This window comes from Prochlorococcus sp. MIT 1201, assembly GCF_047303415.1.
Taxonomy (GTDB): Bacteria; Cyanobacteriota; Cyanobacteriia; order PCC-6307; family Cyanobiaceae; genus Prochlorococcus; species Prochlorococcus marinus_D.
On sequence record NZ_CP138947.1, the window covers coordinates 621832 to 645052 of the forward strand.

General features: G+C 53.0%; 27 protein-coding genes and 1 tRNA gene. 12 read left to right on the forward strand and 16 right to left on the reverse strand.

The annotated features are described in order from the left end of the window. Positions 1 to 3 precede the first annotated feature (3 nt). The 4 genes from SIB41_RS03025 to SIB41_RS03040 all read left to right on the forward strand — a co-directional run bounded on the left by SIB41_RS03025 (position 4) and on the right by SIB41_RS03040 (position 1555). Complete coding sequence (locus tag SIB41_RS03025) at positions 4 to 165, forward strand: hypothetical protein (protein WP_413360336.1); 162 nt, start codon at positions 4 to 6, stop codon at positions 163 to 165. A 57-nt stretch (positions 166 to 222) separates the two neighbouring features. Further along, the gene (locus tag SIB41_RS03030; protein ID WP_413360338.1) at positions 223 to 387 is read left to right on the forward strand and encodes a hypothetical protein; all 165 of its coding nucleotides are present in this window, start codon (positions 223 to 225) and stop codon (positions 385 to 387) included. A 68-nt stretch (positions 388 to 455) separates the two neighbouring features. Beyond that, positions 456 to 863: a hypothetical protein gene (locus SIB41_RS03035; RefSeq protein WP_413360340.1), complete on the forward strand. Its 408-nt coding sequence runs from the start codon at positions 456 to 458 to the stop codon at positions 861 to 863. A 68-nt stretch (positions 864 to 931) separates the two neighbouring features. Next, positions 932 to 1555 (forward strand): RluA family pseudouridine synthase, encoded by a 624-nt coding sequence (locus SIB41_RS03040; protein ID WP_413360343.1) that lies wholly within the window; start codon positions 932 to 934, stop codon positions 1553 to 1555. Between the two features lie 90 nt (positions 1556 to 1645). On the opposite strand, the gene SIB41_RS03045 is transcribed toward SIB41_RS03040, so the two are convergent. After that, positions 1646 to 3739 (reverse strand): HDIG domain-containing metalloprotein, encoded by a 2094-nt coding sequence (locus SIB41_RS03045; RefSeq protein ID WP_413361345.1) that lies wholly within the window; start codon positions 3737 to 3739, stop codon positions 1646 to 1648. A gap of 70 nt (positions 3740 to 3809) precedes the next feature. On the opposite strand from SIB41_RS03045, the gene folD reads away from it, so the two are divergent. The 4 genes from folD to SIB41_RS03065 are packed head-to-tail and all read left to right on the forward strand — an operon-like array spanning position 3810 to position 7644. Next, complete coding sequence (gene folD / locus SIB41_RS03050; protein ID WP_413360345.1) at positions 3810 to 4718, forward strand: bifunctional methylenetetrahydrofolate dehydrogenase/methenyltetrahydrofolate cyclohydrolase FolD; 909 nt, start codon at positions 3810 to 3812, stop codon at positions 4716 to 4718. Positions 4719 to 4760: 42 nt separating this feature from the next. Beyond that, positions 4761 to 5663 carry a geranylgeranyl diphosphate synthase CrtE gene (crtE, locus tag SIB41_RS03055; RefSeq protein WP_196757120.1) on the forward strand — a complete coding sequence of 301 codons (903 nt, stop codon included), beginning with the start codon at positions 4761 to 4763 and terminating at the stop codon, positions 5661 to 5663. Next, the gene (locus tag SIB41_RS03060; RefSeq protein ID WP_011130480.1) at positions 5660 to 6172 is read left to right on the forward strand and encodes a divergent PAP2 family protein; all 513 of its coding nucleotides are present in this window, start codon (positions 5660 to 5662) and stop codon (positions 6170 to 6172) included. The genes crtE and SIB41_RS03060 overlap by 4 nt, the downstream gene beginning before the upstream one ends. Beyond that, entirely contained in the window at positions 6169 to 7644 is a 1476-nt protein-coding gene (locus SIB41_RS03065) for an ATP-dependent DNA helicase (protein ID WP_413360348.1), read from the forward strand. The genes SIB41_RS03060 and SIB41_RS03065 overlap by 4 nt, the downstream gene beginning before the upstream one ends. Here SIB41_RS03065 and SIB41_RS03070 read toward each other — a convergent pair. The 6 genes from SIB41_RS03070 to SIB41_RS03095 all read right to left on the reverse strand — a co-directional run bounded on the left by SIB41_RS03070 (position 7619) and on the right by SIB41_RS03095 (position 14643). Next, the gene (locus SIB41_RS03070; RefSeq protein WP_413360351.1) at positions 7619 to 8308 is read right to left on the reverse strand and encodes a GAP family protein; all 690 of its coding nucleotides are present in this window, start codon (positions 8306 to 8308) and stop codon (positions 7619 to 7621) included. The two genes, SIB41_RS03065 and SIB41_RS03070, sit on opposite strands and share 26 nt — an antisense overlap. A gap of 79 nt (positions 8309 to 8387) precedes the next feature. After that, positions 8388 to 8978 (reverse strand): histidine phosphatase family protein, encoded by a 591-nt coding sequence (locus SIB41_RS03075; RefSeq protein WP_413360354.1) that lies wholly within the window; start codon positions 8976 to 8978, stop codon positions 8388 to 8390. Between the two features lie 69 nt (positions 8979 to 9047). Next, positions 9048 to 10475: a cobyrinate a,c-diamide synthase gene (locus SIB41_RS03080; RefSeq protein WP_413360356.1), complete on the reverse strand. Its 1428-nt coding sequence runs from the start codon at positions 10473 to 10475 to the stop codon at positions 9048 to 9050. Between the two features lie 41 nt (positions 10476 to 10516). Further along, on the reverse strand, positions 10517 to 11806 hold the full coding sequence (locus SIB41_RS03085) for a glucose-6-phosphate dehydrogenase assembly protein OpcA (RefSeq protein ID WP_413360359.1): 1290 nt from the start codon (positions 11804 to 11806) through the stop codon (positions 10517 to 10519). A 41-nt stretch (positions 11807 to 11847) separates the two neighbouring features. Continuing rightward, positions 11848 to 13371 (reverse strand): glucose-6-phosphate dehydrogenase, encoded by a 1524-nt coding sequence (zwf, locus tag SIB41_RS03090; RefSeq protein WP_011825597.1) that lies wholly within the window; start codon positions 13369 to 13371, stop codon positions 11848 to 11850. Positions 13372 to 13542: 171 nt separating this feature from the next. Further along, a complete protein-coding gene (locus tag SIB41_RS03095; RefSeq protein WP_413360363.1) occupies positions 13543 to 14643 on the reverse strand; it encodes an FAD-binding oxidoreductase in 1101 nt (366 codons plus the stop codon). Between the two features lie 171 nt (positions 14644 to 14814). Here SIB41_RS03095 and SIB41_RS03100 point away from each other — a divergent pair, with 171 nt between their 5' ends. After that, positions 14815 to 15387 carry an SRPBCC family protein gene (locus SIB41_RS03100; RefSeq protein ID WP_413360366.1) on the forward strand — a complete coding sequence of 191 codons (573 nt, stop codon included), beginning with the start codon at positions 14815 to 14817 and terminating at the stop codon, positions 15385 to 15387. A gap of 129 nt (positions 15388 to 15516) precedes the next feature. Here the strand turns inward: SIB41_RS03100 and SIB41_RS03105 are convergent. Then, positions 15517 to 15589 (reverse strand) — tRNA-Glu (locus tag SIB41_RS03105). Between the two features lie 84 nt (positions 15590 to 15673). Continuing rightward, positions 15674 to 16786 carry a histidine kinase gene (locus tag SIB41_RS03110; RefSeq protein ID WP_063402938.1) on the reverse strand — a complete coding sequence of 371 codons (1113 nt, stop codon included), beginning with the start codon at positions 16784 to 16786 and terminating at the stop codon, positions 15674 to 15676. Positions 16787 to 17294: 508 nt separating this feature from the next. Here SIB41_RS03110 and SIB41_RS03115 point away from each other — a divergent pair. After that, positions 17295 to 17669 (forward strand): cAMP phosphodiesterase, encoded by a 375-nt coding sequence (locus tag SIB41_RS03115; protein WP_413361347.1) that lies wholly within the window; start codon positions 17295 to 17297, stop codon positions 17667 to 17669. 600 nt (positions 17670 to 18269) lie between these two features. Here the strand turns inward: SIB41_RS03115 and SIB41_RS03120 are convergent. After that, positions 18270 to 18974, reverse strand: a complete 705-nt coding sequence (locus SIB41_RS03120) for a response regulator transcription factor (protein WP_369818036.1) — start codon at positions 18972 to 18974, stop codon at positions 18270 to 18272. 146 nt (positions 18975 to 19120) lie between these two features. Here SIB41_RS03120 and SIB41_RS03125 point away from each other — a divergent pair, with 146 nt between their 5' ends. Then, the gene (locus tag SIB41_RS03125) at positions 19121 to 19393 is read left to right on the forward strand and encodes a DUF6761 family protein (RefSeq protein ID WP_011130468.1); all 273 of its coding nucleotides are present in this window, start codon (positions 19121 to 19123) and stop codon (positions 19391 to 19393) included. A gap of 243 nt (positions 19394 to 19636) precedes the next feature. Here SIB41_RS03125 and SIB41_RS03130 read toward each other — a convergent pair whose 3' ends face one another. Genes SIB41_RS03130 through SIB41_RS03150 form a run of 5 tightly spaced genes read right to left on the reverse strand, consistent with a single transcriptional unit; the run spans position 19637 to position 21783 of the window. Continuing rightward, positions 19637 to 19810 carry a hypothetical protein gene (locus SIB41_RS03130; protein WP_413360369.1) on the reverse strand — a complete coding sequence of 58 codons (174 nt, stop codon included), beginning with the start codon at positions 19808 to 19810 and terminating at the stop codon, positions 19637 to 19639. A gap of 37 nt (positions 19811 to 19847) precedes the next feature. Continuing rightward, positions 19848 to 20171 carry a Grx4 family monothiol glutaredoxin gene (gene grxD, locus SIB41_RS03135; protein WP_011130467.1) on the reverse strand — a complete coding sequence of 108 codons (324 nt, stop codon included), beginning with the start codon at positions 20169 to 20171 and terminating at the stop codon, positions 19848 to 19850. Between the two features lie 21 nt (positions 20172 to 20192). After that, on the reverse strand, positions 20193 to 20426 hold the full coding sequence (locus SIB41_RS03140; RefSeq protein ID WP_011130466.1) for a BolA family protein: 234 nt from the start codon (positions 20424 to 20426) through the stop codon (positions 20193 to 20195). A gap of 56 nt (positions 20427 to 20482) precedes the next feature. Continuing rightward, the gene (locus tag SIB41_RS03145; protein ID WP_063397946.1) at positions 20483 to 21019 is read right to left on the reverse strand and encodes a hypothetical protein; all 537 of its coding nucleotides are present in this window, start codon (positions 21017 to 21019) and stop codon (positions 20483 to 20485) included. Positions 21020 to 21045: 26 nt separating this feature from the next. After that, complete coding sequence (locus SIB41_RS03150) at positions 21046 to 21783, reverse strand: lysophospholipid acyltransferase family protein (RefSeq protein ID WP_011130464.1); 738 nt, start codon at positions 21781 to 21783, stop codon at positions 21046 to 21048. Positions 21784 to 21893: 110 nt separating this feature from the next. Here SIB41_RS03150 and SIB41_RS03155 point away from each other — a divergent pair, with 110 nt between their 5' ends. After that, positions 21894 to 22631: a pyridoxine 5'-phosphate synthase gene (locus SIB41_RS03155; protein ID WP_413360372.1), complete on the forward strand. Its 738-nt coding sequence runs from the start codon at positions 21894 to 21896 to the stop codon at positions 22629 to 22631. Positions 22632 to 22806: 175 nt separating this feature from the next. On the opposite strand, the gene SIB41_RS03160 is transcribed toward SIB41_RS03155, so the two are convergent. After that, the gene (locus SIB41_RS03160) at positions 22807 to 23181 is read right to left on the reverse strand and encodes a hypothetical protein (RefSeq protein ID WP_236066052.1); all 375 of its coding nucleotides are present in this window, start codon (positions 23179 to 23181) and stop codon (positions 22807 to 22809) included. Between the last annotated feature and the right edge of the window lie 40 nt (positions 23182 to 23221).

Here is a 23221-nt window from a genome sequence, read left to right on the forward strand (position 1 = left end):
GTCATGGCAGATGATTTGACCACGTCTCTAATAGGGCCAACGATTGATAGCGAAAGTCTGCTCACTTACCTGGGCGAAGATTGGCGCCGTTATGTGGTGTTGGAGTTTGATGGCGATGATCTTGGCCTGCAACGTTTTACCCAAGTATCGAAAGCTCTTCGCTAACTAAGGCGGCTGATCCAGGAGATTGAAAGCCTTTGCTTGGGCTCGATAGAGTGGGTCATGGCCTCTCCTCTAGGATGTAAAGAAGCTATAGCACTGTTGTTTTCCACTCTTGAGAGTGCAGGAGAAGTCTCTAGCGATGAGGCCGCAAACAATGACGCCGCGGCTGAAAAGTCTTCTCAAGGTGGCATTCTTGTCGATCAGCGAGCTCAGTCCAATTCCTGAATCAACCTGATTTCTTTTAGAAGCGTCTAGTAGGCCTGCTTACGTTGGCAGTAGTCAGGGTCTTTGTGATGAGTGCTGTGGTTCGTGGTTATTGGTTGATGGCCTGGATCGGCTTGCTAGCCAACGTGGCGGCCCTCCCCATTATTGGAGTGGTTGCATTTACTAATCAGGCTCTGCAGACAACCAATATCAGCCTCGCCTTTAGCCTCGCCTGGCCGGCTGCCATCGTTGGCATCGTTGCATCTGCTGGCCTTTTGGCTGAGCGGCGATGGGGCGTCATCGTTGCCATTGTTGCTTTATCGATGGCCTTAGCAGCGTCGTTGCCTTACGGAATTGTCCGCCTGGTTTTGGATAAGGCATTGATGGTGCCTGACTCTCAGGCTCTTGGTGGCTTGTCCCTGCTGATGTTCGTTTTGAATCTGCTGGCGCTGCTTTATTGGTGTCGTCCGATTCATCGTCAAGGAGGACGACTTTGATCTCAGTTGTTGATGATTTTTTGATCAGTTTTCACTGCCTGTTCATTGAGCTCGCGTGGGCTTAATTAATGAGGATTTTATTTCAGGATTCCTGGCTAATAGCTGTGGAGAAGCCACCAGGCTTATTGAGTCAGCCTGGTCTTGGTGTTGATCAGCACGATTCTCTGATTGGTCGCATGCAGTTTATTGACCCTGAGCTGCGATTGGTGCATCGCCTTGATCGAGACACCTCAGGGTTGTTGTTGTTGGCGCGAGGGGCGGAGAGCTTGCGGCGTTGCAGCATGCTTTTTTCAGCGCGTCGAGTGCGCAAGCTTTATTTGGCAGTGGTGGTTGGCCGGATGAATCGCAATGCTGGAACGATCAGCTTCCCGATAGCTCGGCTACAGAAGAATCCGCCTCTATATGGCAAGAACCCGCAAGGGAAAGAAAGCCGATCCCAATGGAGGCTTAGAAGCTGCCACGCAAACGGCTCAACGTTATGGCTTTGGCCCTTGACAGGTCGATCCCATCAATTGCGCGCACACTTAGCAAGTGTTGGACATCCGATTTTGGGTGATCCGATTTATGGCAAAGACGTTTTCTTTGAAAGGATGTATCTACATGCGACAGCCTTGAGCTTTCGACATCCTTTTACAGGTCTGAGGCTTCGTCTACGAAGTAGGGCTCCATTCCTTCCTGCTCAGGAAAATTAAGTAAGAGAAAAGTACAGCTTCAAAAATGTAGATAGGTCTTTGTTGGTTGTTGCTGAAATAGATGAATGTCCAGCAAATTAGACAGTGCCTTTAATCGGGGAAAGCCTTTTGTGCAGGTATCGGGTAAGGGATACGGCGATGGCGCATTCGTCGCCAGACGCGTACGAAAGCTCGTACAACGAGTTCTACTTCGCCTCGGCTGAGGCTGCTTTTATTCAGTTGGCCATCCCGTTGCCGCTCCTCAATAATCCTCTTCACGGTGGAGTGTGCCTCGCGATCAGAGGTGTTCGGTGGTAGGGATCGAAGGCATGCTTCACAGCCGTCGGCCAGCATTAAAATTCCGGTCTCGCGGGAACGAGGTATCGGTCCGCGGTAGCGGAAGTTTTTTTCAGCAACGGAGGGGTCCAGTTCTCTTGCACGATGAAGGAAATACCCCATCTTCAAGGTGCCTTGATGCTCAGGGATGAAGTCCGCTACTCGGCGCGGTAGGCGGTAGCGACGGGCAAGTTTTAATCCCTCATCCACATGGGCTTGAAGGACCTCTGCGCTGGCGAAGGGATTGTTCAGTTGATCGTGAGGGTTTTTTTCTCCTTCGACCTGATTCTCTATAAACCATTTAGGAGCGTGGAGCTTGCCAACATCGTGGTACAAGGCTCCGGTTCGGATCAGGTCTACATCGGCACCGATTGCTCTGGCCCCTTCCTCTGCAAGTCCGCAGATCATTAATGTGTGTTCGAAAGTCCCTGCAGCTTCTGAGGAGAGGCGGCGCAGAAGGGGACGCTCTTGATCGGCTAGTTCCATCAAGCGGGCTCTGGTGAGCAGGCCAAAAGAGGTCTCCAAAATTGGGATCAGTAGGATCGCTAGCATCAGCAAGATCCCCATTAGCAGTGCTTCTGAGAGAAGTTCGTTGCCATTGGGTGCAAATCGACCCCAGGCCCCGCTGCCGCCGGCACTCAGGAGCAGCCACTCAGCCAGTAGGGCTCCTAAGGGCAACAAAAATGCCATTTGCAGCAGCTGTGCTCTGCTCCGTAGGCGGCGGCTATATATAGCTGCCACTGCAGCGATTGCACAGGCAATGATCATTCGGCCTTCGCCAAGGCCGTTGACTGGCATAGGCCATAGCAGGCTCTCTATCGCCATCCAAGCCAAGCCACAGGTTGTACCAAGACCTTGGGCGAGCAGGAGTGTCGGCGGAACGATTACGGCTAGGGGGCTCACAGTAGGAACGAACCAGAGCTTGCTGGCCTGAGTGACCAATAGCAATCCCACTGCCAGTAGGCCATGACGTGCTTCTAGGCAGGGACGTTCCCGTCGCATGATCAGCAGCATCACGCCACAGCCGGCAAGGGCTGTACTGAATCGGCTGAGCAAAGGACCCCATTCGGGGCCTCGACTGACAAGAGCGAAGTGATTTAAAACGGCATAGGCCCTTGGGCTGATGGGGTCTCCTTTGCTGGTGATCAGATCGCCGCGGCGGACTTCAATGATTGGAATGTCTTGTTTGGTGATCAGCTCTTCAATGAGGCGTTGGCTGAGGGCTGGATCTGTGCGCAGATTGCTACTGCCTTGATAGGTGCTGGCGAGCAGCTTGCTGCTAAGGCTTCTCGCAGGACCGTTCCGCTCCCCTCGGTCGGCTAATTGAATTGCGGCCGCCTCTTGTAGCTGCTCAAGGGCGAGATTGTTCAGTCCTTGACTGAGCATGCGTTCGGAGGCACGGCGGATGGCCATATCCCAGCGTTTTCGTTCTTGTTGGGAGCGCGTTTGGAGCCAGATTTGTTCTTCGGCGCTGAGATTGACAGGCCCTATCCGTCCTGCATCACTGTTGCGTGCAACACGTTCCAGCTCAGCGAGATTGCGCTCTAGCCGTTGTTTGAGTCGGGTTGTTTCTTGTTGATCGATCACTTGCACAAAGGTGCTCTGTACGAGCTGAGATCGCCTTTGTTCGTGAGCTTCACTGTCAACGACGCGAGCATCCCTGGGGGCTCGCGCCTCAAATGGAGCTGGAAGTCCTGGGCTCAAATTCGGTTGAAACAACCAGGGCCAGCTAGAGATGATTGCTACAGCAAAGCAACTCATCAGGAGCGCAGCCTTGTGGGGCATCGACCAGCGGAGCACCGGACGCCGCGGCGACTCGCTGCGTAACCAGCTCTGCCAGAGCCTGTTTAAGGTTGGAAGACGGACCACAGAAGCTGGCACTTGTCCTAAACGCTAGCTCTCTTCTGCGTGCATGCTTGGGGAAGCATCGGATCGCTGAATGGCCCTTAGGCTTGATGGCAAACAACTGGCCGCAGAATTGGAGCAGCGTCTCCAAGCTGAAATTGCGGCTGGCTTGGTGCAAGCCGGAAGGCCGCCAGGGTTGGCTGTATTGCGTATTGGGGACGACCCCGCCAGTGGGGTGTATGTGGCCAACAAGCAGAAAGCTTGTGGGCGTATTGGCGTGGCCAGCCATCTAACTCATTTGCCGGAAACGGTTTCAGCTGCAAAGGTTTTGTCCACGATCCAGGCCTTAAACATCGATGAGCGAGTGGACGGAATTCTTTTGCAATTGCCTTTGCCAAAGGGCCTTGATGAAGGGCCTTTGCTTGCTGCGATTGATCCCGAGAAGGATGCCGATGGTCTGCATACCCTCAACCTTGGCCGATTGTTGAAAGGTGAACCTGGGCCGCGCAGTTGTACCCCTGTCGGTGTGATGGCCTTGTTGGCACGCCATCAGATTTCTTTGGAGGGGAAAAGGGCTGTTGTGATTGGGCGCAGCATCCTGGTAGGCCAACCAATGGCATTGATGCTTCAGGCTGCAAATGCCACCGTGAGCGTGGCCCATTCTCATACCGGTGATCTGGCCTCGTTAACTCAGCAGGCTGATGTGTTGGTGGTAGCGGCAGGGCGGCCACAAATGATTGGCTCAGAGCATGTCAAGCCAGGAGCAGTGGTTGTCGATGTTGGCATTCATCGCCTTCCTGCAGATCCTGAACTAGGGACGCAAGCCAAGGCCAGGTTGTGTGGAGATGTACGAACGCAAGAAGTTGAACCTTTAGCAAGTGCATTGACCCCTGTTCCTGGTGGTGTAGGTCCGATGACCGTGACCATGCTCTTGGTGAATACCGTGGCTAGATGGCAGCAGCATTGCGGTTTGCCCTTCGGCCTGAGAGATTTGCTTGTTTGAGACTGGTTGGCCTGAGAGAATCCCATGAACGAGACAAGGTTCATGGCGGCGGCGGTCAGCACCTTCTTCGACTTCCCTGCTTATTTGGCTGCGGCCAAAGCCAGCGTTGAAGAGGCTTTGGATGATTCGCTTGGCCCTGAGCGCCCTGAGCAACTCAGGGAGGCCATGCGCTACTCCCTTTTGGCGGGTGGTAAGCGTTTACGCCCCATCCTTTGCCTGGCAGCTTGCGAACTTGCTGGAGGTGAACCGGCACAGGCTCTGCCGACAGCAGTGGCTTTGGAAATGATTCACACGATGTCGCTGATTCATGACGATCTCCCCGCAATGGATAACGACGATCTACGCCGCGGTCGTCCCACCAATCACAAGGTGTATGGAGACGCCGTTGCCATCCTCGCGGGTGATGCGTTGCTTACACGTTCCTTTGAGATGGTTGCCTTGCGCAGCCAGGGTGTAGCGCCTGAGCGGCTGTTGAAGGTTGTTGGCGAGCTTTCGCTGGTTGCTGGTGCTCCTGGTTTAGTGGGGGGGCAGGTTGTCGATCTGGAGTGTGAGGGCAAAGAGGTGGATCTGGAGACTTTGGAGTTCATTCATCTCCATAAGACCGGGGCCTTGCTGAGTGCTTGTGTGATCTGTGGAGCGTTGATTGGTGGAGCAGAAGACGATTTGATTGATGCGCTACGCATCTATGCCAGAGGGATTGGTTTGGCGTTTCAGATCATTGATGACATCCTTGATGTAACGGCGAGTAGCGATGTTCTTGGCAAAACTGCTGGCAAGGATCTGCTTGCCGATAAGACCACATATCCCAAATTGTTGGGTCTAGAGGAATCCCGCCGGCGTGCAGAGCTCCTTGTGAGCGAAGCCAAGGCAGCACTAGAGCCTTGGCAAGCTTCTGCTGCACCTTTGCTTGCACTAGCCGATTACATCACCAGCCGCGATCGATGATTGTCAGCGATTCTTCCCCATCAGCGTGGCTTGGACTTTTAGATAATGCTGTATTGGCTTGGGGGCTTGCCGCTTGTGGCTTGGCTCAGCTTTCCAAGCTGATTGTGGAGTTAATTTTTTATCGTCGCTGGCGACCTGCAGTGCTTCTTGAAACGGGTGGCATGCCTTCGAGCCATTCGGCCCTTGTAACTGGTACAGCAGCAGGTGTGGGATGGGAGATGGGTTTTGATCATTCAGGATTTGCTCTTGCAGCCACTGTGGCTTTTGTGGTCATGTATGACGCCAGTGGGATTAGACGTGCTGCGGGATTTACCGCAGCACGGGTGAATCTTTTGCCTGTGGAGACCTGGCCCACTCCACCAGAAAAACAGCTTAAGGAAAGCCTTGGTCACACTCGTTTTGAAGTGTTAGTGGGCAGTTTGATCGGCCCTGCAGTGGCTTTACCGGGATTGGTTTTTGTTGGTTCTCCACTCCATCTCAGCCAGTTATTGGGTATGACATTGGGGTGACGCAGTCTTCTTTAGATCCTGCGACTGTTGAGCTCACCGCAGATCAGCAGCAGGCTGCCGAAGCGTTCAGTTCTTGGTTGGATGATGCGAATCATGGCAATCCCTTTGTTCTGAGTGGTTTCGCCGGCAGTGGTAAGACGTTTCTTTCAATGCGATTGTTGCGTCAGGTTGAGGACGCTGGACTGTGTTGGACAGTTGTTGCGCCAACTCACAAGGCTGTTGGTGTGCTTCGTCAGGCTTTGGACCTTGAAGGCCTCAGGCCCACCTGGTATCCCTCCACGATTCATAGGCTGCTTCGCCTGAAATTGAAGCGGCAGGGTGATCTTGAGCTGTGTGAGTCAACAGAGCAAACGGCCCAGTCTCTAGAGCAATTGGGCCTGGTTCTGATCGATGAATCTTCGATGATTGACAGCACCCTGCTCGGTCTTGCTCTGCAGTGTGCCCACCCCTTTCGGACACGTCTCGTTTTTGTAGGCGATCCTGCTCAACTGCCTCCTATCGGTGAGGCTCAAAGTCCTGTGTTTTCGATGCATAGAGCCTGTACAGCAACATTGCAGCAGGTGGTGCGTCATCAGGGCCCTGTGTTGCGATTAGCGAGTCGTCTTCGCGATGGCAGCTTGCCCTGTCAGTCCCCGCCATGCTTTCCCTTGATTGAGGATGAGCTGGGCCGGGTTGGATGCATGGATCAAAACAACTGGCTGAAGCGAGCTCAGGCTGCCTTGCAATCCGCGGCGACTCAGGACAATCCTGATGCAGCAAGGATTCTTTGCTACACGAATCGCAGCTTGGAGCAATTGGTTCCCCATGTAAGGCGGGCGATTCATGGTGATATGGCCGATCAGTTGCCGGTACTCCCCGGAGAGGTCTTGATTGCACGCAAAGCAGTCATGGCACCGGCTTCTCGTAGTGGTGCCGAGACTGGCGAGGAACCCGACATGGTGCTCGGATCAAACCGAGAGGTGGTTGTCCGTGACGTCACTCCGGAACGCTGTGACCTTGCAGAGTTTGGTTTAGAAGGACAAAGTGATTGGTCTGTGCCGGTGGTTGACACCCTGACGGCCAAAGTTCGAGCAGGTGAGCTTGATTTGGAGTTGCGTTTGCAGCCGCCAGTTGGTTCTGAGGGCAGACGTTTGCTCGATACCACGTTGCAAAGGCTCAGGGTTGAGGCAAAAGCGGCGGGCAAAAGGGATGGTCGCTCTTTGTGGCGGCGTTTTTTTCTGCTTCGAGATGCCTTCGCATCATTGGGGCCTGCGGCGGTTCTTACCGTCCATCGCAGCCAGGGGAGCAGCTTCGGGGAGGTGTTTGTTGCTGGTGATGTTTTCTGGCCTCAAGATCTCAGCTTGAGACGGCAATTGGTTTATGTGGCTGTTAGTCGTGCCCGTACAGGTGTGTGGCTTGTGGGGAAAACAGGAGCCGCCGCCTCACAAGGTCGCTGGTTGGATCAACTCAGATCACAATCGTCAGACCGCTGATTCCTTGCCAACCAAGGTAGGCACCTAGAGCAAAACTCACCCCACCAACGATTAAGTCACCTTTGGCAAATAAAAGTTGTTTGCCAGATTGCAGCAAGGGAATCACGCGTTCTCTGCCAATGATCACGGCGACTAGGGGGATCAGTAGCAGCAGGCTCGAGCCAAATGTGAAAAACACCAAGCCAACGATTTCTTGCCAGCTGGGGAGGCTTGCGGCTAGTACCACGGCTGAAGTCTTGGCAAATAGGAAGAGGTCATCTGGGCTGATGAGTTCTGTTAGCGCACCAACGGCGATCAAAAGCGGCAGCGGCAAATTGATAATTCGTTCGATCGTATGGGTCCAGGCTGGTTTCTCTTCTCCTGCAGCAAACGAACGCAAGAGCTCCTTTAATCCCAACGAGATCAAAGCTCCTCCGCCAAGAAGGTCGAGAGCTGTTCGATGATGAGATCCTTGGGTCATGTCCAACACCAAGCTGTGGCCCACAGTCAGTAGCAGGATGACGGTGACCAGAGTGGTTACGATCCAGCCAGTAACGAACCAACTTCCCCGCTGAATCGGTTTAGGCCCTAGCAGTAGGAGAAGTAGGACACCTAAATGGATCGGCGAGAGAGCTAAGCCGGTGCCAAAGGCCAATAGTTCGGCCCATAGGGTGGTGTCAGCCATTGAGGCGATCAGGTGAGCTTGTCAATATTCGCTCATGATCAATGGTCAACCTTGGCGCAAGAACCTTTCGTTGTTCGATTTAGAACTTGCCACTGCAAAGGGCATTCCAGCGTGTGATCACGCGCTGTTCTCTTTCGAAACCAAGAATGCAAATGCTGCCGGTATCGAGTCTGAACAGTCGTCCGGCTGCGGCTCCAAGGCCTAGCCAGGTGCCAGTTAGGGCTCGCAAGATATGTCCATGGGCGAAGAGAACGATGTCACCGTTGTTTGAGATGCCGAGGGCATGTTCAATGATTCGTTCACAACGCTCTTGCACGGCAGTAGCGTGCTCGCCACCAGGACAACCTTGGTCCCAAATGGTCCACTCAGGAACGGTTTGACGGATCTCTGCTGTGGTGATGCCTTCATAGTTTCCGTAGTTCCACTCGATCAGCTCCGGCAGGATTTCAGCGGGCATTTCAAGCTCAGCCAGCGCACAGGTGCGCATGGCTCGTTGCAGGGGAGATGACAACACAGCGGCAAATCTCACGCCTTTGAGCACAGGAGCAAGAGCCTTCGCCTCTTCTTCCCCTTGGGGTAGCAAGGGGAGGTTGGTGCTACCGGTATGGCGGCCTTGGAGTGCCCATTCGGTAGCCCCATGGCGGATGATCCAAAGTTGACGAGATGTCATGCAGGACGGTTGCTGCTGGCTGAATTTTGACGAGCATCTTCAAATGATGTCTTCCTGGGTTTGTGCTGTTCAGAAATTACTTGTTGCTGGGATTGATTGCGGCTCGAGTGCGGCTCGCCATCGACGGGAGATCATTGAGCAGCTCGCCCAGTGGAGGTGCACCCAGCTGGCATGCAATGTCTGATGGCTCCATCCTTCTTTGTGTTGCGGCACCCGCCACCCTTGAACTTGCCATAGAGAGCTTGGCTTGTTGATCTTGTGTGGTCGATCAAGAGGTTTTTTTAAGCTTTTGTTAGGGCCCGTGGGGTGGAGTTCCCAGCGGTGGAATTCATGGCCCATCAGTCGATCACCTTTGCGAATAACAAGACTGTCTTCTGTGCCATCAAGGCTGCGATAACCCACTTGAAGGGAGCCTTTTTTGGCATGAAAAGGAAGTAGGCCTGTCATTGGATGGGCTTGTCCTTCCAGATCAGTGAGGGTCTGTCCAAGCAGCAGCATCCCGCCACATTCGGCATAAATCGGGCGCCGTCCATACCAGGCTCGTAGGTCAGCCATGCTGCGATCACATTGACTAAGACTCGCCGCATATTGTTCGGGGAAGCCGCCTGGAAGGATCACACCTTTCGCTTGTGCAGGTAGGGGTTCATCCTCCAGTGGTTTCCAGGGCAGGACTGGCATCCCAAGAGCTTCAAGGCAATCTTTGGTTTCTGGATAGCGAAAGTGAAAGGCATCGTCTTGAGCTACTGCTACAGGCCGTAGTGGTTGTGGTGATTGGATGCTCTTTTCTCCAAGCAGGGCATCAATTGGATCTATTGCCGGGGTAGGCGCGCGGAGCAACGTTTTGAAGCTCGTTAGATCGAGATGAGTCTCTGCGAGGGCACTCCAGGCTTGTAGTCGAGCCTCCAATCGCTCAAGCTCATGGGCTGGAGCAAGGCCGAGATGTCTGCTGGGAAGATTGAGTTCAGGATCTCGGGGCAAGCAACCGAGCACTTTCACCTCAATGCTGTTGAGGACTTCTTTCAGTAATTCTTTGTGGCGATTGCTGTTGACCCGGTTCAACACCACCCCGGCTAGAGTCAGTTGTGGATCGTGGTCTCGGAAGCCTTTAACAAGGGCCGCTAGGGAGCCTGCTTGGCCGCTTGCATCCACGACAAGCACGACTGGTAGTTGCAGATGACGAGCTACGGCAGCAGTACTGCCTTGCTGCGATGTGCCGACACCATCGAATAGGCCCATGACGCCTTCCACCAGCGCAAGGTCGGCAGCTGCACCAAAGCCATGAAAGCTGTTTTGCACCCAGTCGGGGCCACAGAGCAGTAGGTCAAGGTTTCGACAGGGTCTACCGGAAGCAACTGTTAGTTGTTGCGGGTCGAGATAGTCGGGCCCCACCTTGAATGGTTGGAGGCTTAGATCACGGCTGCGTGCCCAGGCTGTGAGGGTGAGGCTTAGTAAGGTTTTTCCAGTGCCACTGGCTGGGGCAGCAATCACACAGGCCATGACGGGTGGCGGCTGAAAAAGGGCTTCGCCAAAGGGGGGTCTTAGCTAAGCAGCTTGGCAGCAAGGGGGGCTGCAGCGGCAAGCAGGGGGGTGGTGGTGTTATGGCCACCAGCGAGGAGTCTGGCTACATCCATCTCTACAGAGGCGACCTGCATGGGGACGACTTCTTCAATCAGCTCCATGCTGGCCATGCCACCTGCTTCGAGTCTCATGCAGCCGCCAGATTCGGCACAGAGAATCACGCAAACGGCATGTTCGAGTTGTGCATCTGGCTTGCAGATCAACCTGACCCCCACGATCTGGCCAGGATGAATGCTCGGTTGCCCCATGGGTACAGGCATAAGGCGAAAATGAACAGTGGTGCCATCGGTTCGGCGGAATTCGGCAGCAATGCCTTCTCCTTTTATTGTCTGGGTGGCTTGTAATTGCCATCCCAGTCGATCGGCGATCCAGGCGGCTAACAACAGCCCCTGGACGGGGTGATGACCCTCAACGTCGATTTCGAGCTGATCAACATGACTAAGGGCATTGCGGCGGTGTGGTGGGTCAAACACCATTGCGAGGTGTTCTCGCCAAGTGCGCAGCCTTAACCAATTCAGATCATTCACCGCTCGGCCTGCTTCCACATGGGCCTTGAGCAGCTCAATGCAGCGATGGGGATCTCCTAGTGCTGTATCGATCACCAGGCGCCGTGGGGTCACAGCCAGCCGCTCGAGCAATTCGGGGGCTTCGTCCAGGCTGCCGTTCCACCAGACCCAGGAGGGCAGTTCTGCAGGTAGTAGAGGTTGAAGGATTCCCAGCCCATCTGTTAGGGCGTGATGGTCACCGCGAAGCACCACCACATCTCCGCAGGCGCTGTTTCCTCCTCCTTCTTCTGGTAATGGGCAATAGGCAGCCACGAGTGTCTCGAGGTCATGCCCCTTCTCGAGGGTTGGTGCCAGTGTGATCAGGCGTCGGGGTTCTAAGGCACTGATGGCAGCATCAATGTGTTGCCCACGTAAATCCTCGCCATGTTGATTGCCTTTGCGATTGGCAAGGACTCCTGCAACACTTGAATCCAGAGGAGGTGTGCTGTGGGGTAGATCACCTTCGGTAACGGCTTGGCGGGCAGCTTGGATCAGCTCTTGGCTCTGCGATCCAATGATCGGGCCATCAATCTGGCCGGTTCTAACCAGCTGCTGTTCGACCCAGGCCGGCTGCCAAACCAGCAGGGAGAATGTTTTGGCGCCTGTGTTGCCAGGTTGATCGTTTAACCAGAGCTGCTCGAGATAGCTAGGGACCTCACTAGGAGGGAGTTGCAGAGGGCTCTGAAGCGTGAGCTGGGGGGACATGGATAGAGCTGAGTAATCAAGATGAGATAAGCCAGGCGGGATCAGGGTCGGCGCCAGAGCAATCCGTCATTGGCAAGCAGGGTATCGGCAGCAGCGGGCCCCCAGGTACGTGATTCATAGGGATGAATGGGCAATTGCCATGGGCTGTCTTCAATCAGTTCCAGGAGAGGGGTGTAAAGGCGCCACGCTGCCTCAACCTCATCACTGCGGGTGAATAAAGTTGGGTCACTGAGCATGGCATCGGCCAAAAGTCGGACGTATCCCTCATCGGATGGCTCACCGAAGGATTCGTCATAGGAGAATTCCATCTCTACTGGTCGGCTGCGCATGCCTGAACCAGGTGACTTCACCTCAAAGCGCCACTCGGCTCCTTCATCCGGTTGGATTCGCAGGATGAGTTGGTTTGCTGTAGGGCTGCCGCCAGCGGCATCGAAAAGGTGCACGGGTGCTTCTCGAAAGGTGAGAACCACTTCACTAAGACGCTTTGCCAGTCGTTTGCCAGTGCGAACGTAAAAGGGCACTCCCTGCCAGCGCCAGTTGTCGATGAAAAGTTTCATCGCTACATAGGTCTCGGTGGTGCTGCTGGGATCGACACCCGGCTCCTGTCGGTAGCCTGCTATCGGAGCTTCCTTGGTGCCGCCAGGTGCGTACTGGCCACGGATGCAGCAGTTCCAAGGTTCCAACTCATCCGCTAGGCGAGCCGCTAGCAAAACCTTGGCTTTTTCATTGCGGATTGCCTCAGGGTCAAAGCGCCCTGGCGGTTCCATCGTGGTGATGGCCAGCATCTGGGTGAGATGGTTTTGCACCATGTCGCGCAGGGCCCCTGACGATTCGTAGTAGTTGGCTCGTTCTTCAACACCTACGGTTTCAGCGGCTGTGATTTGAACGCTGGAGATGTAATTCCGGTTCCAGATTGGTTCAAAGATGGTATTTGCGAATCGCAGCACAAGGATGTTCTGGACTGTTTCTTTGCCGAGGTAGTGGTCGATGCGGAAGATTTGATTTTCTTGGCCACAGCTTTGGACGATTTGATTTAAAGACTGAGCACTGGCGTAATCACGCCCGAATGGTTTTTCGATGACCACTCGACTGCGTTTTGGATCGCTTAGAAGACCGGCATTAGCAAGAGCTTTGCAGCCACTGCCGTAGAACTTTGGTGACACCGAAAGATAGAAGGTGCGATTGCTGCGGGTGGCGCGGAGTCGATCAATCTCTTCCAGCCGATGGCTGAGTTTGATGAGGTCTTCTGGCTTCTGTAGATCGACAGGTTCGTAAAAAAGGCCAGCGGCGAATTGATCCCAAGCAAGCTGGTTTTCGTTGATAGTCTCGCCGAGGGCTTCAGCCATTTTTTGGCGAAATATTTCGTTGCTCCAAGGACGTCGCGCGCAGCCAAGTAGGGCGAATTCACTCGGTAGCCGCCGTTGTTTGTATAGCTCGAAAAGGGCTGGAACCAATTTGCGGTGGGTCAGATCGCCACTTGCACCAAAGATGACTAGGCACTGTGGTGCAATAACCCGCTCTTGACGTAGTCCAACCCGTAAAGGGTTGGTGATCGTGGTGCTCATGGAACACAGACCTCTTCTGACGGGTAACCAAGGATCTGTGAATTCAAAGTGCTCCAGACCATCCCGGCATGCTTTGTCGTCGTATGCCCAAAAAAATGTGAGGAAGCATAAAAAGACCCGCCCATTTGGGCGGGTGTTTTTATCAGGTTAAAAAACCTGGAGAGTGCAGGATTAATAGGTTTCCACGTGCCAGCGATGAGCTTTCTTCAGCTGGGGTCGTAACTCTGACCAATCGATCCCCTTAGCAGTTGCTGCTGCGGTCATGGCTTCGTCGATGCCAGGCTCCATGCCCTTGAGGCCGCACATATAAACATGGGTTTTGGGGTTCTCAATCATTTTGAAGATCTGATCGGAATACTCCATCACCCTGTCTTGGATATACATCCTGCCGCCTTTAGGATTCTGCTGTTCACGGCTGATGGCTTTGGTATAGATGAAGTTGTCGGGAAACTCTCTGAGATAACGCTCAAAGTCTTCGTCATAAAGCAGATTGGCTGTGTAGGGAGCTCCCATGAAGAGCCATGCTTTGCCACGGAATTTCCAGCCATTCTTGGAGCGCTCTGTGGGCTCAAACATGCGGCGAAGATAGGCACGCATTGGAGCGATGCCGGTTCCAGTGGCCAACATGATCACGTTGGCCTCTTCATCATCAGGTAGAAGCATTTCTTTGCCTACCGGTCCGGTGATCTTCGTTTTGGCTCCAGGCTTGATGTCGCAGAGATAGGTCGAGCAGACACCGTCGATCGTTTTGCCGTCTAGCTCGTATTGGAGCTGACGAACACATAAAGAGACTGTTTTGCCCTCTAGGTTGTCGCCATGGCGGGTGCTGGCAATGGAATACAAGCGGAGCTTATGGGGCTTGCCGTTGGCGTCTGTACCAGCAGGAATGATGCCAATGCTCTGGCCTTCTACATAACTGAGATGGGGATCACTCCCTGCCAGGTCGAAAGTGATGTGATTGACCCTGCCAACAGCACCTTCTTTGACTAGGCTGTAGTTCTCTAGAACAGTCCCTTCAAAGGGAGCCTTCGGCTTGTAAAGGTTAATGGGTATCGATTTTTGAGCGGGTGGGCTTTTGGTGTCAGGCTTTTCGGTTGAGGTGGTTGTCGATGATGATTTTCTTTGAGCTGCTTGGCGGTAAGAAAAGCTAAAAGGAGCTAACTCTCCGTCTTGGCCTCGGTAAAAGAGTGCTTTGACAACGTAGAAAGCGCCAATAACAAGAGGGATATGGGCGATTCCACCGAGAACTACTTCAGTTTGGTTGAAAGCCATCAAGAGCAAGAGCGTGACGGCGAGAATACCTTAGAAGGTGTGATGGTATGCATACTCATCCGTGTTTTCGGGTTACGTTTAGCGATTGGCACAGCTCAGTCTCTGGGCATTGGCTCAACGGTCATTGAATTCTTTCGGTATTCTTAGGCGTCTTGAGCACAGCCTCTTCTTGTGGTACCTATCCAGGATCTTCAACCACGTTCGGGTTCCGTGCTCATAGCCTCACCAGAGTCGGTCTCTGTGAAGCGACAGGCCATCGAGCAGACGATGGAACGATTGCCTCATGGGGCGCGACGACTGGCGGTCCAGTTGAGAACGCCGATCAAAGAGTCTGTGTTATGGGACGTTCTGACCGATTACGACAAACTTAGTGAATTCATCCCAAACCTTGCCAGCAGCACAGTGTTGGAACGCACTGGCAATCGAGTGCGGCTGAACCAGGTGGGTTCTCAACAGTTGCTGGGGCTGAGGTTTTCAGCTCAGGTTCAGTTGGAGTTGGTGGAATATCGATCTGAGGGCCAGTTGCAGTTCCATTTGCTTAAAGGGGACTTCAGACGTTTTGAGGGAAATTGGATCATGCGCGAGCTGGCTGAGGGAACGTCCACTTCCCTTCTCTACGAGCTCACTGTTCAGGGCTGCATTGGTATGCCAGTTGCCTTGATTGAACAGCGATTGAGAGATGATCTCACTGCAAATCTACTTGCAGTGGAGAAGGAGGGCTTGCGTCGCCAGTCCTTGGTTTGAACATCTCAAAATATGGAGATGATCTTGAGCAGCGTTTGTTTAAATTGCTCGAGCTAAGGGTCTACGAAAAAGGTCATTGCTTTTGCGAATAGAACCCACCTTTAGCAAGCTCAATCCGTTATCAGCTGATACCCCCAAGGGGATTCGAACCCCTGTCGCCTCCGTGAAAGGGAGGTGTCCTAGGCCTCTAGACGATGGGGGCGAGGCCGTAATCAAAGCTGTCTGTGCTTGTGATCACTCGGGAAAACTACGTTTAAGCCTGACCCTCCGTCAAGGCAAGCGCAGTTCAATCTTGTCCATTTCGTTGCCAGACTGGAACTGTTAAGTAAAAGCATGCGCCCTTGTCGGGTTCTGAGACAACCCAGATTTTGCCCCCATGGACCTCCACGATGCGGCGGCATACCGATAGGCCGACTCCGAATCCAGATGTTGAAACTGAAGTTTGTGGCAAGCGCACTCGGTCAAGAAAAATCCGCTCTTGCTCATCTTCTGGAATCCCTGGCCCGTTGTCACAGATGCTCACCTGCACCCATTGACTTGTGCGGTGCAGCATGGTCAGTGAAACTTCTCCGCCATCCTCAGTGAACTTCAGGGCATTTTCCAGCAGGTTGAGCAGCACCTGTCGCATGCGTCTCTGATCAGCAAAGACCTTGGGTAGGTCGGAGGGAATGTCTGTACGGATCTCGATGTTTCGATCAAGCCATAGCTTTTCGAGCTCTAGGATCGCTTCAGCGGCGATATTGCCTAGATCAAGATTTTGTGGATTGAAAAGGTCTTCCCATTTCGTGCTTTTTACTTCCAGCAGGTCTTTTGATAGCAATTCGATTTCATCAAGACGCCGTTTGACGACATCCTGAAAGTGTTCAATATTGATTTGCCCCAGCTGTTGACTCTGCAACGCTAGGACTGCTGCGGTTAGAGGAGTTCTTAACTCATGAGCCACCATTCTCAGTGTTCTTTCCTGTGCATTGAGGCGGTCGATCAGGGTTTCGTTCTCCTGGCGCAATACCAGCAGCTGATCTTCCAGTTGCAATTCCCTTTGAGTACGGCTGCCATCTAGTTCTGTTGGCCTCAAGCTCAGGCCCAGGCCAGTGACGACGATGTCTTGCTGCCAGCGAGTGATCCAGTTTTGTAGTTGCTGGAAAATACTGCTGCCTGCGAACACTTGCTTTGGCGTTGGCGATAGCTTGATTAGTGCAGGGGTTGCCACTAGTCGATGCAGTTCAAGCAACTCCGGCTGTTCACTTGGATCAGCCATCTGCAGCGTGACATTGAAGCCGCAGTCTTCATTCTCCAGAAACTGGATCATTGATCGCAGATCGCTTCTGGAGAGCTGATGGCGAGCTGCTACAAGCAGGAGCTGAAGCTGTTGTCGCTGATTGGCTTTGACCCCATCCACTTTGGCGGGTGCCTGGCAAGGTTGAGGTTCACATTATGGGTTTTTACTTGAACTGGTAGAGCTGCTAACACCTTGATGAACAGTCTGTTGCTCAGTGGGCGTTGCTGATAGCTCTCTTCCCATTGCAAGAATTGGTTGCTCCCACATGTGGATCAGTTGATCCGCGTGGAGGTTGTTGCATAAGCCAAAGAGGGTGATAGCCGGTATCGCTGTAGCTGTTGGCCATACAAGCAGTGCGACTTATTGACGAAAAACCTGGCGATGAGTGGGACGGACTGATTGAAGAGGAGGGTTTGTCCACCATTAGAATTTGCTTGAGCGGGCATCAGCCTCGATTCAGAAGGGATAGGAGTTGATTCGACTCTCTAAAGCTTTGATATGTCATAACTGACTCAGTTGGGGTGGTTAAACCCTTGTCGGATAGGGCACCATGGCGAAGTCTTGAAGACCAGATCCATTGCAAACCCTTTCCCGTCGACTTCGTCCAGTTTTGGCGGCTTCGTTGTTGATGCCCCTCAGTTTGATTAGTTCTGCTGCGTTTGCTCAGCAGGCTGGTGGGTCCAAAGCAACACCGGCTAGCAACGAAGACATCTTTCTCTATCGAGGCATTGGCTCTTCGTATGTTTGTAATGCACGTGCCGCTGGCGTGGAATTTCCCAAGGCCGTTGGTATCGCTGCCGCTACGTACGCGCAGATCCTTACGGGCCGCCATGGTGGATTAGTGGCTTCGGCAGGAACTAGCAAACTCACCACCAAACAGCTTTTCGCTGGTGCTGAGTTTCAGATCATCACTGGGGCTATTCAGTACTGCCCTAAGGAGGTGCCAGCAGATGTGAAGGCCAAGGTTGAGGAGGCTGTCAAGAAACAACAGGACAGCAAGTAGACGAGGTGAGGTTTCAGGTGCTGTTTAACAGCTGCATCTAAATGCAGCTGTTAAACAGCTTTGCATGCAAATTGCGCTTAAAGCTGGAGAAAGCATCTTTGATGAGTAGCTCATGATTGAGAGCATCAACTTCTTCTTGCAGGCTGATTAAGCCGCTGTCAACTTGTTGACTAATAAATGCTGATGATGTTCGATGCAGCATTCATCACTGTGATCAATCTCACTGCAGTATTTGAGCAAGGTTAGAACAGATGTAGTTGATCTGATGGATGGTGTGTGCAGCCATCAGTCCTAGATCATGACTGCAAAACACTTCGCTGTTGTCGGTGCTCAATTGCTGACTGCAACCGCTATTGGTACCGCTCCGCTGATCTGGGCAATTGCTGCTCATCCAAGCTTGTCAGCCTTTTAGGGTTTGTTTTGATAACAGACTTCCTTAAGGATTGACCGCTTGCCCTGGTTATCTGAATATCAACCTATTGCGCTCATCTTTTGTTTATGTCATAAATCATGAACTTGTAGTAATGCCTAGAATCTGTTTCGGCCACTTCAACCAGGATCTTTAATCATTGGCTAATCGATAGTTTTGAGGTCCAATACTTATGATTCAGAATCAGGAAGAGTATCCAGGCTGAATCGATAGCCCTGCTGGCGCATGGTGGTGATGCCACCTCCTTCGCCAAGCCCAGCTTGCTCAAGTTTGCGTCGCAAGGTAAGGATCTGGGTGTCTACAGAACGAGGCCCGCCGCTGAAGGGAGGCCAAGCCATTCGCAATAATTCCTGGCGGCTTCGTACGATACCTGGAGGCATTAAAAGTGCACAGAGAAGTGCAAATTCTCTGGGGCTTAATTCCACAGGTTTATCGCTCAGAGTCACTTGCCTGAGCAACAAGTGGACTTCAAGGGGGCCCACTGTGACGCGCTCCTGTAAACCGCTATGTCCCCGTTTCAGCAAGGTGCGACAGCGTGCGGCGAGTTCTTCAAGTCCAAATGGTTTGCGCAACACATCGTCGGCGCCTTCATTGAGGAGGCCCACCATGGGCTCTGTGCCTGTTCGAGCTGTTAACACGATCACAGGGCAACGGAGCTGATGAGAGAGTCGCATTGCAGAACTCCTCTCAAGTAACTCAGCACTAACGAGAAGATCCGGTGATTGATCTCGGCAGACGTCAAGGGCTTCCACGGCAGATGCCACTGCAGCGGTGAGATGGCCGTCCTGACGGAGGCGATGGACCAGCACCGTGCGAAGAGTTTGGTGAGGTTCCACCACAAGGACCCTTGAGGGCTGCTTTGGCGTGGTCTGCATCTGCAAAGACCCCGATGAAGACACTTGGGTGTCCTCATTGGAATGAAGATTGCGGGGAATGGAGGTCACATGTGATCACAGATCGCGCTTACGCTAAACCCAATCCAATGGCAAGCTGCCAAAAGAGGCTGCCGTGATCTCCGACCATGACATCTCTTGATCACCCTGAGGCGATTAGACACTTCCAGTCGCTTTGTGATGCCTGTCAGGAACTGACCAGTCGTTACCACAGTCAGTCGGAGCTGCGGCTCTATGCAGACGGCTACATTCATGCTCTAAGGCGTAGTGGACAACTGGAGATAAGGGATCAGGCCAGGTTTGAAGATCTTGTCGATCGTTGGATTTTGGATCCCTCCAGCTTTATTGGCCCAGATGGCGATATGGGAACTCTTTATCGCAAAAAAGAAGCGGGTTGGTAATTCCTTTTTGGAATTCCAGCAGCCTTTGCAGACCAGCTGGCCAGGGCAAGCTCCCTGTTTACATCCCAGGGATTGGGTAGCTGCCTTTTGTTTTCGCTAGCTGTGTTGGCCATGATTGGCTCGGTGGCGACCAACATGGGCCTGGTCCCCTAAGTTTTGGAGAGGTATCTCGTTTAAGCCCATCACCCCAAGCCTCTCTAGGGCTGATGGGGATGCCCTACGGGGGCAATGCTGCTGAGTCGTTCAGTCCTTTTTAAGGCCAAACAATTTCTTCCAGCCTCGCCAAACCAGCGGGTTATTGCCTTTGGTGATCACTGTGATCGCTCGACCCAAAAACCAGGAACCAGCAAAAAATCCGATCACAGCCACTCCATAGAGGAGATTTGCTTGCACGGTTGTGGCGAGTAGTAACGGCATTTAATTGCTAAGACTTAACGAATTAAAGCTTGAGATCTTAGCTGTTAAGAGCGATTTCAAGCTTCTCGGCCAATTCTCCCGCGTTGTACATCTCAATCAAGATATCTGATCCGCCGATAAATTCTCCTTTTACATAAACCTGGGGAATTGTCGGCCAATTGGAGTAGTCCTTGATCCCTTGGCGAATTTCCATGTCGGAGAGCACATCAAAGGTTTCGAAGCTCATGCCGAGGGAGTTGAGGATCTGCACGCAATTGTTGGAGAAGCCGCACTGAGGCATCAGTTTTGTGCCTTTCATGAACACCATGATCGGGCTTGATTGGATCAGGGCTTCAATACGTGTTTTGGTGGTGGGATCCATCGAAAACGAGGGGGAGAGGGTTTAGTTGGGAGTAGAGGTGCTTAAGGCCAGGGCATGGATAACTTCACTGGCGAGCTGATCTTTGAGGGCCCCATAGACCAACTGATGCTGACGGATTCTGGAAAGGCCAGCGAAGGCGTTTGAGATGACGCTCACCTGTAGATGGTCGCCGCCACCAGTGAGGTCTTCAACGGTGACTTGGGCATCAGGTAGGGCTAGCCGGATCGCTGCACCGACCTCGTCGGATTGAACCATGGAGACTAATGTTGACTTCAAAGCTTGATGCTGGCAGATCCAAGTCGAAAGTTGACTCAGTTGGGAGCTGTCAGCTTGGCGCCGGCATAGGGGGTTTCTACGAAGCCCAGCTCCAGAAGGCTCTGATAGGCCTTTTGGCCTTCGGGGCGGGAGGGCGACATCACTCTCACCACTTCTACCAACACCGGTACAGCGACCTCAGGTTGGTTTTGTTGGCGGAAAAGTGCTGCAAGGCGAAGGTTGGCCTGGGCAAGGAGCCCCATGGCTTTACGCCCTTTGGCATCCATTTCGCGTGGGATACGAGCATCCAGTCCGCGGAAGGCTCCACTGAGGTCTCGATAAAAGGCAAGCAGCTGCTTTGCAGCATCGCGAGCGTTGTCGTAGTCATTTCGGGCTTCAGTGAGATTTCCAGCGGATACAGCAGCATCTCCTTGATTCAGGAGGGCTTGAACTGCTGCCACATTGAATCCACCGCCCGCTTGGGCCAGCACCTTGTCATTGGATGAAGCTGCTGTTTGAGCTAGTGCTGAACCAGATGAGAGAAGTAGGCCAGCAGAAAGAGCCAGGGCCGTCAGCGGAAGGCGACAACGCATGAACTGAAGAACAGATGGGCGAAACTTTAAGGTGCTTTCTTGAGACGGCCTACTGCATGGAGGGCCGCTTGTTCAGCTGCATGCATCTTTTCTGACAGCTCAGCATTGAAGCTTTTCACCGCTTCACGACCAGTCTCCAAGACCTTCATCGGTTCTGCGAAGCAAATTGATGCCCGTCCACAGGCTTTGGGAATGACTTCGCTATAGCCAAGACCAACTGGTACGACTTGGACATCAATATTTTGGCTTTTTGCAAGTTGAGCCAGACGTGCCAAACCTTGATAGAGCTTGATGGGTTTTTCTGTGCGATTGATTGTTCCTTCTGGAAAAACCACGACCTGTTGTCCATCGGCCATCAGATCAATCGCATAGCGCAGGCTGGTGAGCGAAGGTTTGCTCTGATTCACCGGGAAACATCCCAAGCGATGGAGAAACCACCCCTGTAGGCCCTTCATTTCATCAACAGTGACCATAAATCGACAATCACGACCCGTAACCCGACGGCCAGCGGCCATGGGCAACATCAATGCATCCCAGCGTGAACGATGGGTGGGAGCCAGCAACACTGGCCCTTGCATGGGCAGATTCTCTTGACCCAGAACGATGCGCTCTCGAAAGTATTGGCGCAGGACGATGTCTTGAGTCGCCACCATGGCAACGGGGGCTAAAAAAGGGTCTATTGCGAGACCCAGGGAGTTTTCACGAGTCGCTAGGGCCGAGGACACCGTCTCTGGCGAGTTCAAACATCCGAAGTTAAAGGCCAAGAACCTCTGAACCCAATGTTGATTGGGCAGTTGAACCGGCGGTCAAATCCCTTAGAGAATAGAAGGCGGTCAATTATCCCCAATAGGATCAGGCCTGTTTCCCTTTCTTTATGGCCAGCCTCGGGGTCAACATCGACCACATTGCCAATGTGCGCCAGGCTCGCCAAACCGTGGAACCCGATCCAGTGCCGATGGCTCTATTGGCGGAACTTGGTGGAGCCGATGGCATCACAGTTCACTTAAGAGAAGATCGCCGTCATATTCAGGATCGAGACCTGGACCTGCTTCGGGCAACAGTGCGCAGTCGTCTTAATTTGGAGATGGCAGCCACTGCTGAAATGGTTGGGATTGCTTTAAAAATTCAACCTGACATGGTGACACTCGTACCAGAGCGACGGCAGGAGGTGACCACAGAAGGAGGTTTGGATGTTGCTGCCCAGCAGGGATCCTTGAAAGGCATGGTTGATCAGCTGCAGGTTGCAGGGATTCCCGTCAGCTTGTTTGTAGATCCTGTTTCTCAACAACTGGAGGCAGCTTGTAAGAGTGGTGCTCGTTGGGTGGAGCTGCACACTGGCGCTTACGCCGAAGCCTGTTGGGCTGATCAATCCTTTGAACTTGCACGCTTGACTGAAGCGACAGCAAGAGCGCGCAGCCTTGGCTTACGGGTGAATGCTGGGCATGGCCTCACTTATCAGAATGTAGAAGCCGTGGCTGCGATTGAAGGGATTGAAGAATTGAATATTGGTCATACAATTGTGGCTCGCTCGATCGCTGTAGGCCTTCAAGAAGCTGTAAGAGAGATGAAGCGTCTTGTCCAGAATCCCCGACGAGAGCTTCTTTTTGGGTAGCCAGTAAGGATGAGTAGGCATTATTTAATCGTTGCAAATCAATGGTTACTCAGGAATCTTTGATGTCGGACATGTTGACTGAGTAAAAAAGATGAATCTGCCTGCAGTGATGGTGGTCTCGATCGTTACTGATCCTTCTACTGAAGCCTAAAACAGGCCCTCCAACATTTAGCAATCAGAATCTGAACAACCCTAGGAAGGTGCGACGTCCAGTCGAATTCTCTGCGGAGGCTCGATCGTCTTGTTTGTAACGGGGCTTGGTTTCACCGATGGTAATCAGGGCCTCTTTCTCCTTCCACCAGATCCAGTCACGGATTGGTGGTGTGGTCATCAAATCTTCCCGGGTGAGACCAAGCTCAAGCTGGGCTGCCGCACCTAGAAGGACGTCAATCATGGAGTCTGCATCCTCGCAACGTGCCAAAGCTTCATTGGTGCGCTCAGCACCATTGAGGGATTTGACGAGTAAGTCGACTCGTTTGATGACCGGCAACGTGCGTGGATCCAAATCAACCACTTCAAGACTGTTCACCGTACGCAGTAGCGCTGACATATGGCTACTGCCAAGTCAGAATCTTGAAGAGAATGCTGCT

Excerpts from the sequence above, each read along its gene's own strand:
- SIB41_RS03025 (WP_413360336.1), top strand. The coding sequence starts at position 4 with ATGGCAGATGATTTGACCACGTCTCTAATAGGGCCAACGATTGATAGC.
- SIB41_RS03160 (WP_236066052.1), bottom strand. The coding sequence starts at position 23,181 with ATGTCAGCGCTACTGCGTACGGTGAACAGTCTTGAAGTGGTTGATTTG.
- SIB41_RS03155 (WP_413360372.1), top strand. The coding sequence starts at position 21,894 with ATGGCCAGCCTCGGGGTCAACATCGACCACATTGCCAATGTGCGCCAG.
- grxD (WP_011130467.1), bottom strand. The coding sequence starts at position 20,171 with ATGGATCCCACCACCAAAACACGTATTGAAGCCCTGATCCAATCAAGC.
- SIB41_RS03035 (WP_413360340.1), top strand. The coding sequence starts at position 456 with ATGAGTGCTGTGGTTCGTGGTTATTGGTTGATGGCCTGGATCGGCTTG.
- SIB41_RS03060 (WP_011130480.1), top strand. The coding sequence starts at position 5,660 with ATGATTGTCAGCGATTCTTCCCCATCAGCGTGGCTTGGACTTTTAGAT.
- SIB41_RS03095 (WP_413360363.1), bottom strand. The coding sequence starts at position 14,643 with ATGGCTTTCAACCAAACTGAAGTAGTTCTCGGTGGAATCGCCCATATC.
- SIB41_RS03130 (WP_413360369.1), bottom strand. The coding sequence starts at position 19,810 with ATGCCGTTACTACTCGCCACAACCGTGCAAGCAAATCTCCTCTATGGA.
- crtE (WP_196757120.1), top strand. The coding sequence starts at position 4,761 with ATGGCGGCGGCGGTCAGCACCTTCTTCGACTTCCCTGCTTATTTGGCT.
- SIB41_RS03140 (WP_011130466.1), bottom strand. The coding sequence starts at position 20,426 with ATGGTTCAATCCGACGAGGTCGGTGCAGCGATCCGGCTAGCCCTACCT.
- zwf (WP_011825597.1), bottom strand. The coding sequence starts at position 13,371 with ATGAGCACCACGATCACCAACCCTTTACGGGTTGGACTACGTCAAGAG.
- SIB41_RS03075 (WP_413360354.1), bottom strand. The coding sequence starts at position 8,978 with ATGACATCTCGTCAACTTTGGATCATCCGCCATGGGGCTACCGAATGG.
- SIB41_RS03080 (WP_413360356.1), bottom strand. The coding sequence starts at position 10,475 with ATGGCCTGTGTGATTGCTGCCCCAGCCAGTGGCACTGGAAAAACCTTA.
- SIB41_RS03070 (WP_413360351.1), bottom strand. The coding sequence starts at position 8,308 with ATGGCTGACACCACCCTATGGGCCGAACTATTGGCCTTTGGCACCGGC.
- SIB41_RS03120 (WP_369818036.1), bottom strand. The coding sequence starts at position 18,974 with ATGCAGACCACGCCAAAGCAGCCCTCAAGGGTCCTTGTGGTGGAACCT.
- SIB41_RS03115 (WP_413361347.1), top strand. The coding sequence starts at position 17,295 with ATGCCCCTCAGTTTGATTAGTTCTGCTGCGTTTGCTCAGCAGGCTGGT.
- SIB41_RS03040 (WP_413360343.1), top strand. The coding sequence starts at position 932 with ATGAGGATTTTATTTCAGGATTCCTGGCTAATAGCTGTGGAGAAGCCA.
- SIB41_RS03030 (WP_413360338.1), top strand. The coding sequence starts at position 223 with ATGGCCTCTCCTCTAGGATGTAAAGAAGCTATAGCACTGTTGTTTTCC.
- SIB41_RS03125 (WP_011130468.1), top strand. The coding sequence starts at position 19,121 with ATGACATCTCTTGATCACCCTGAGGCGATTAGACACTTCCAGTCGCTT.
- SIB41_RS03145 (WP_063397946.1), bottom strand. The coding sequence starts at position 21,019 with ATGCGTTGTCGCCTTCCGCTGACGGCCCTGGCTCTTTCTGCTGGCCTA.
- SIB41_RS03085 (WP_413360359.1), bottom strand. The coding sequence starts at position 11,806 with ATGTCCCCCCAGCTCACGCTTCAGAGCCCTCTGCAACTCCCTCCTAGT.
- folD (WP_413360345.1), top strand. The coding sequence starts at position 3,810 with ATGGCCCTTAGGCTTGATGGCAAACAACTGGCCGCAGAATTGGAGCAG.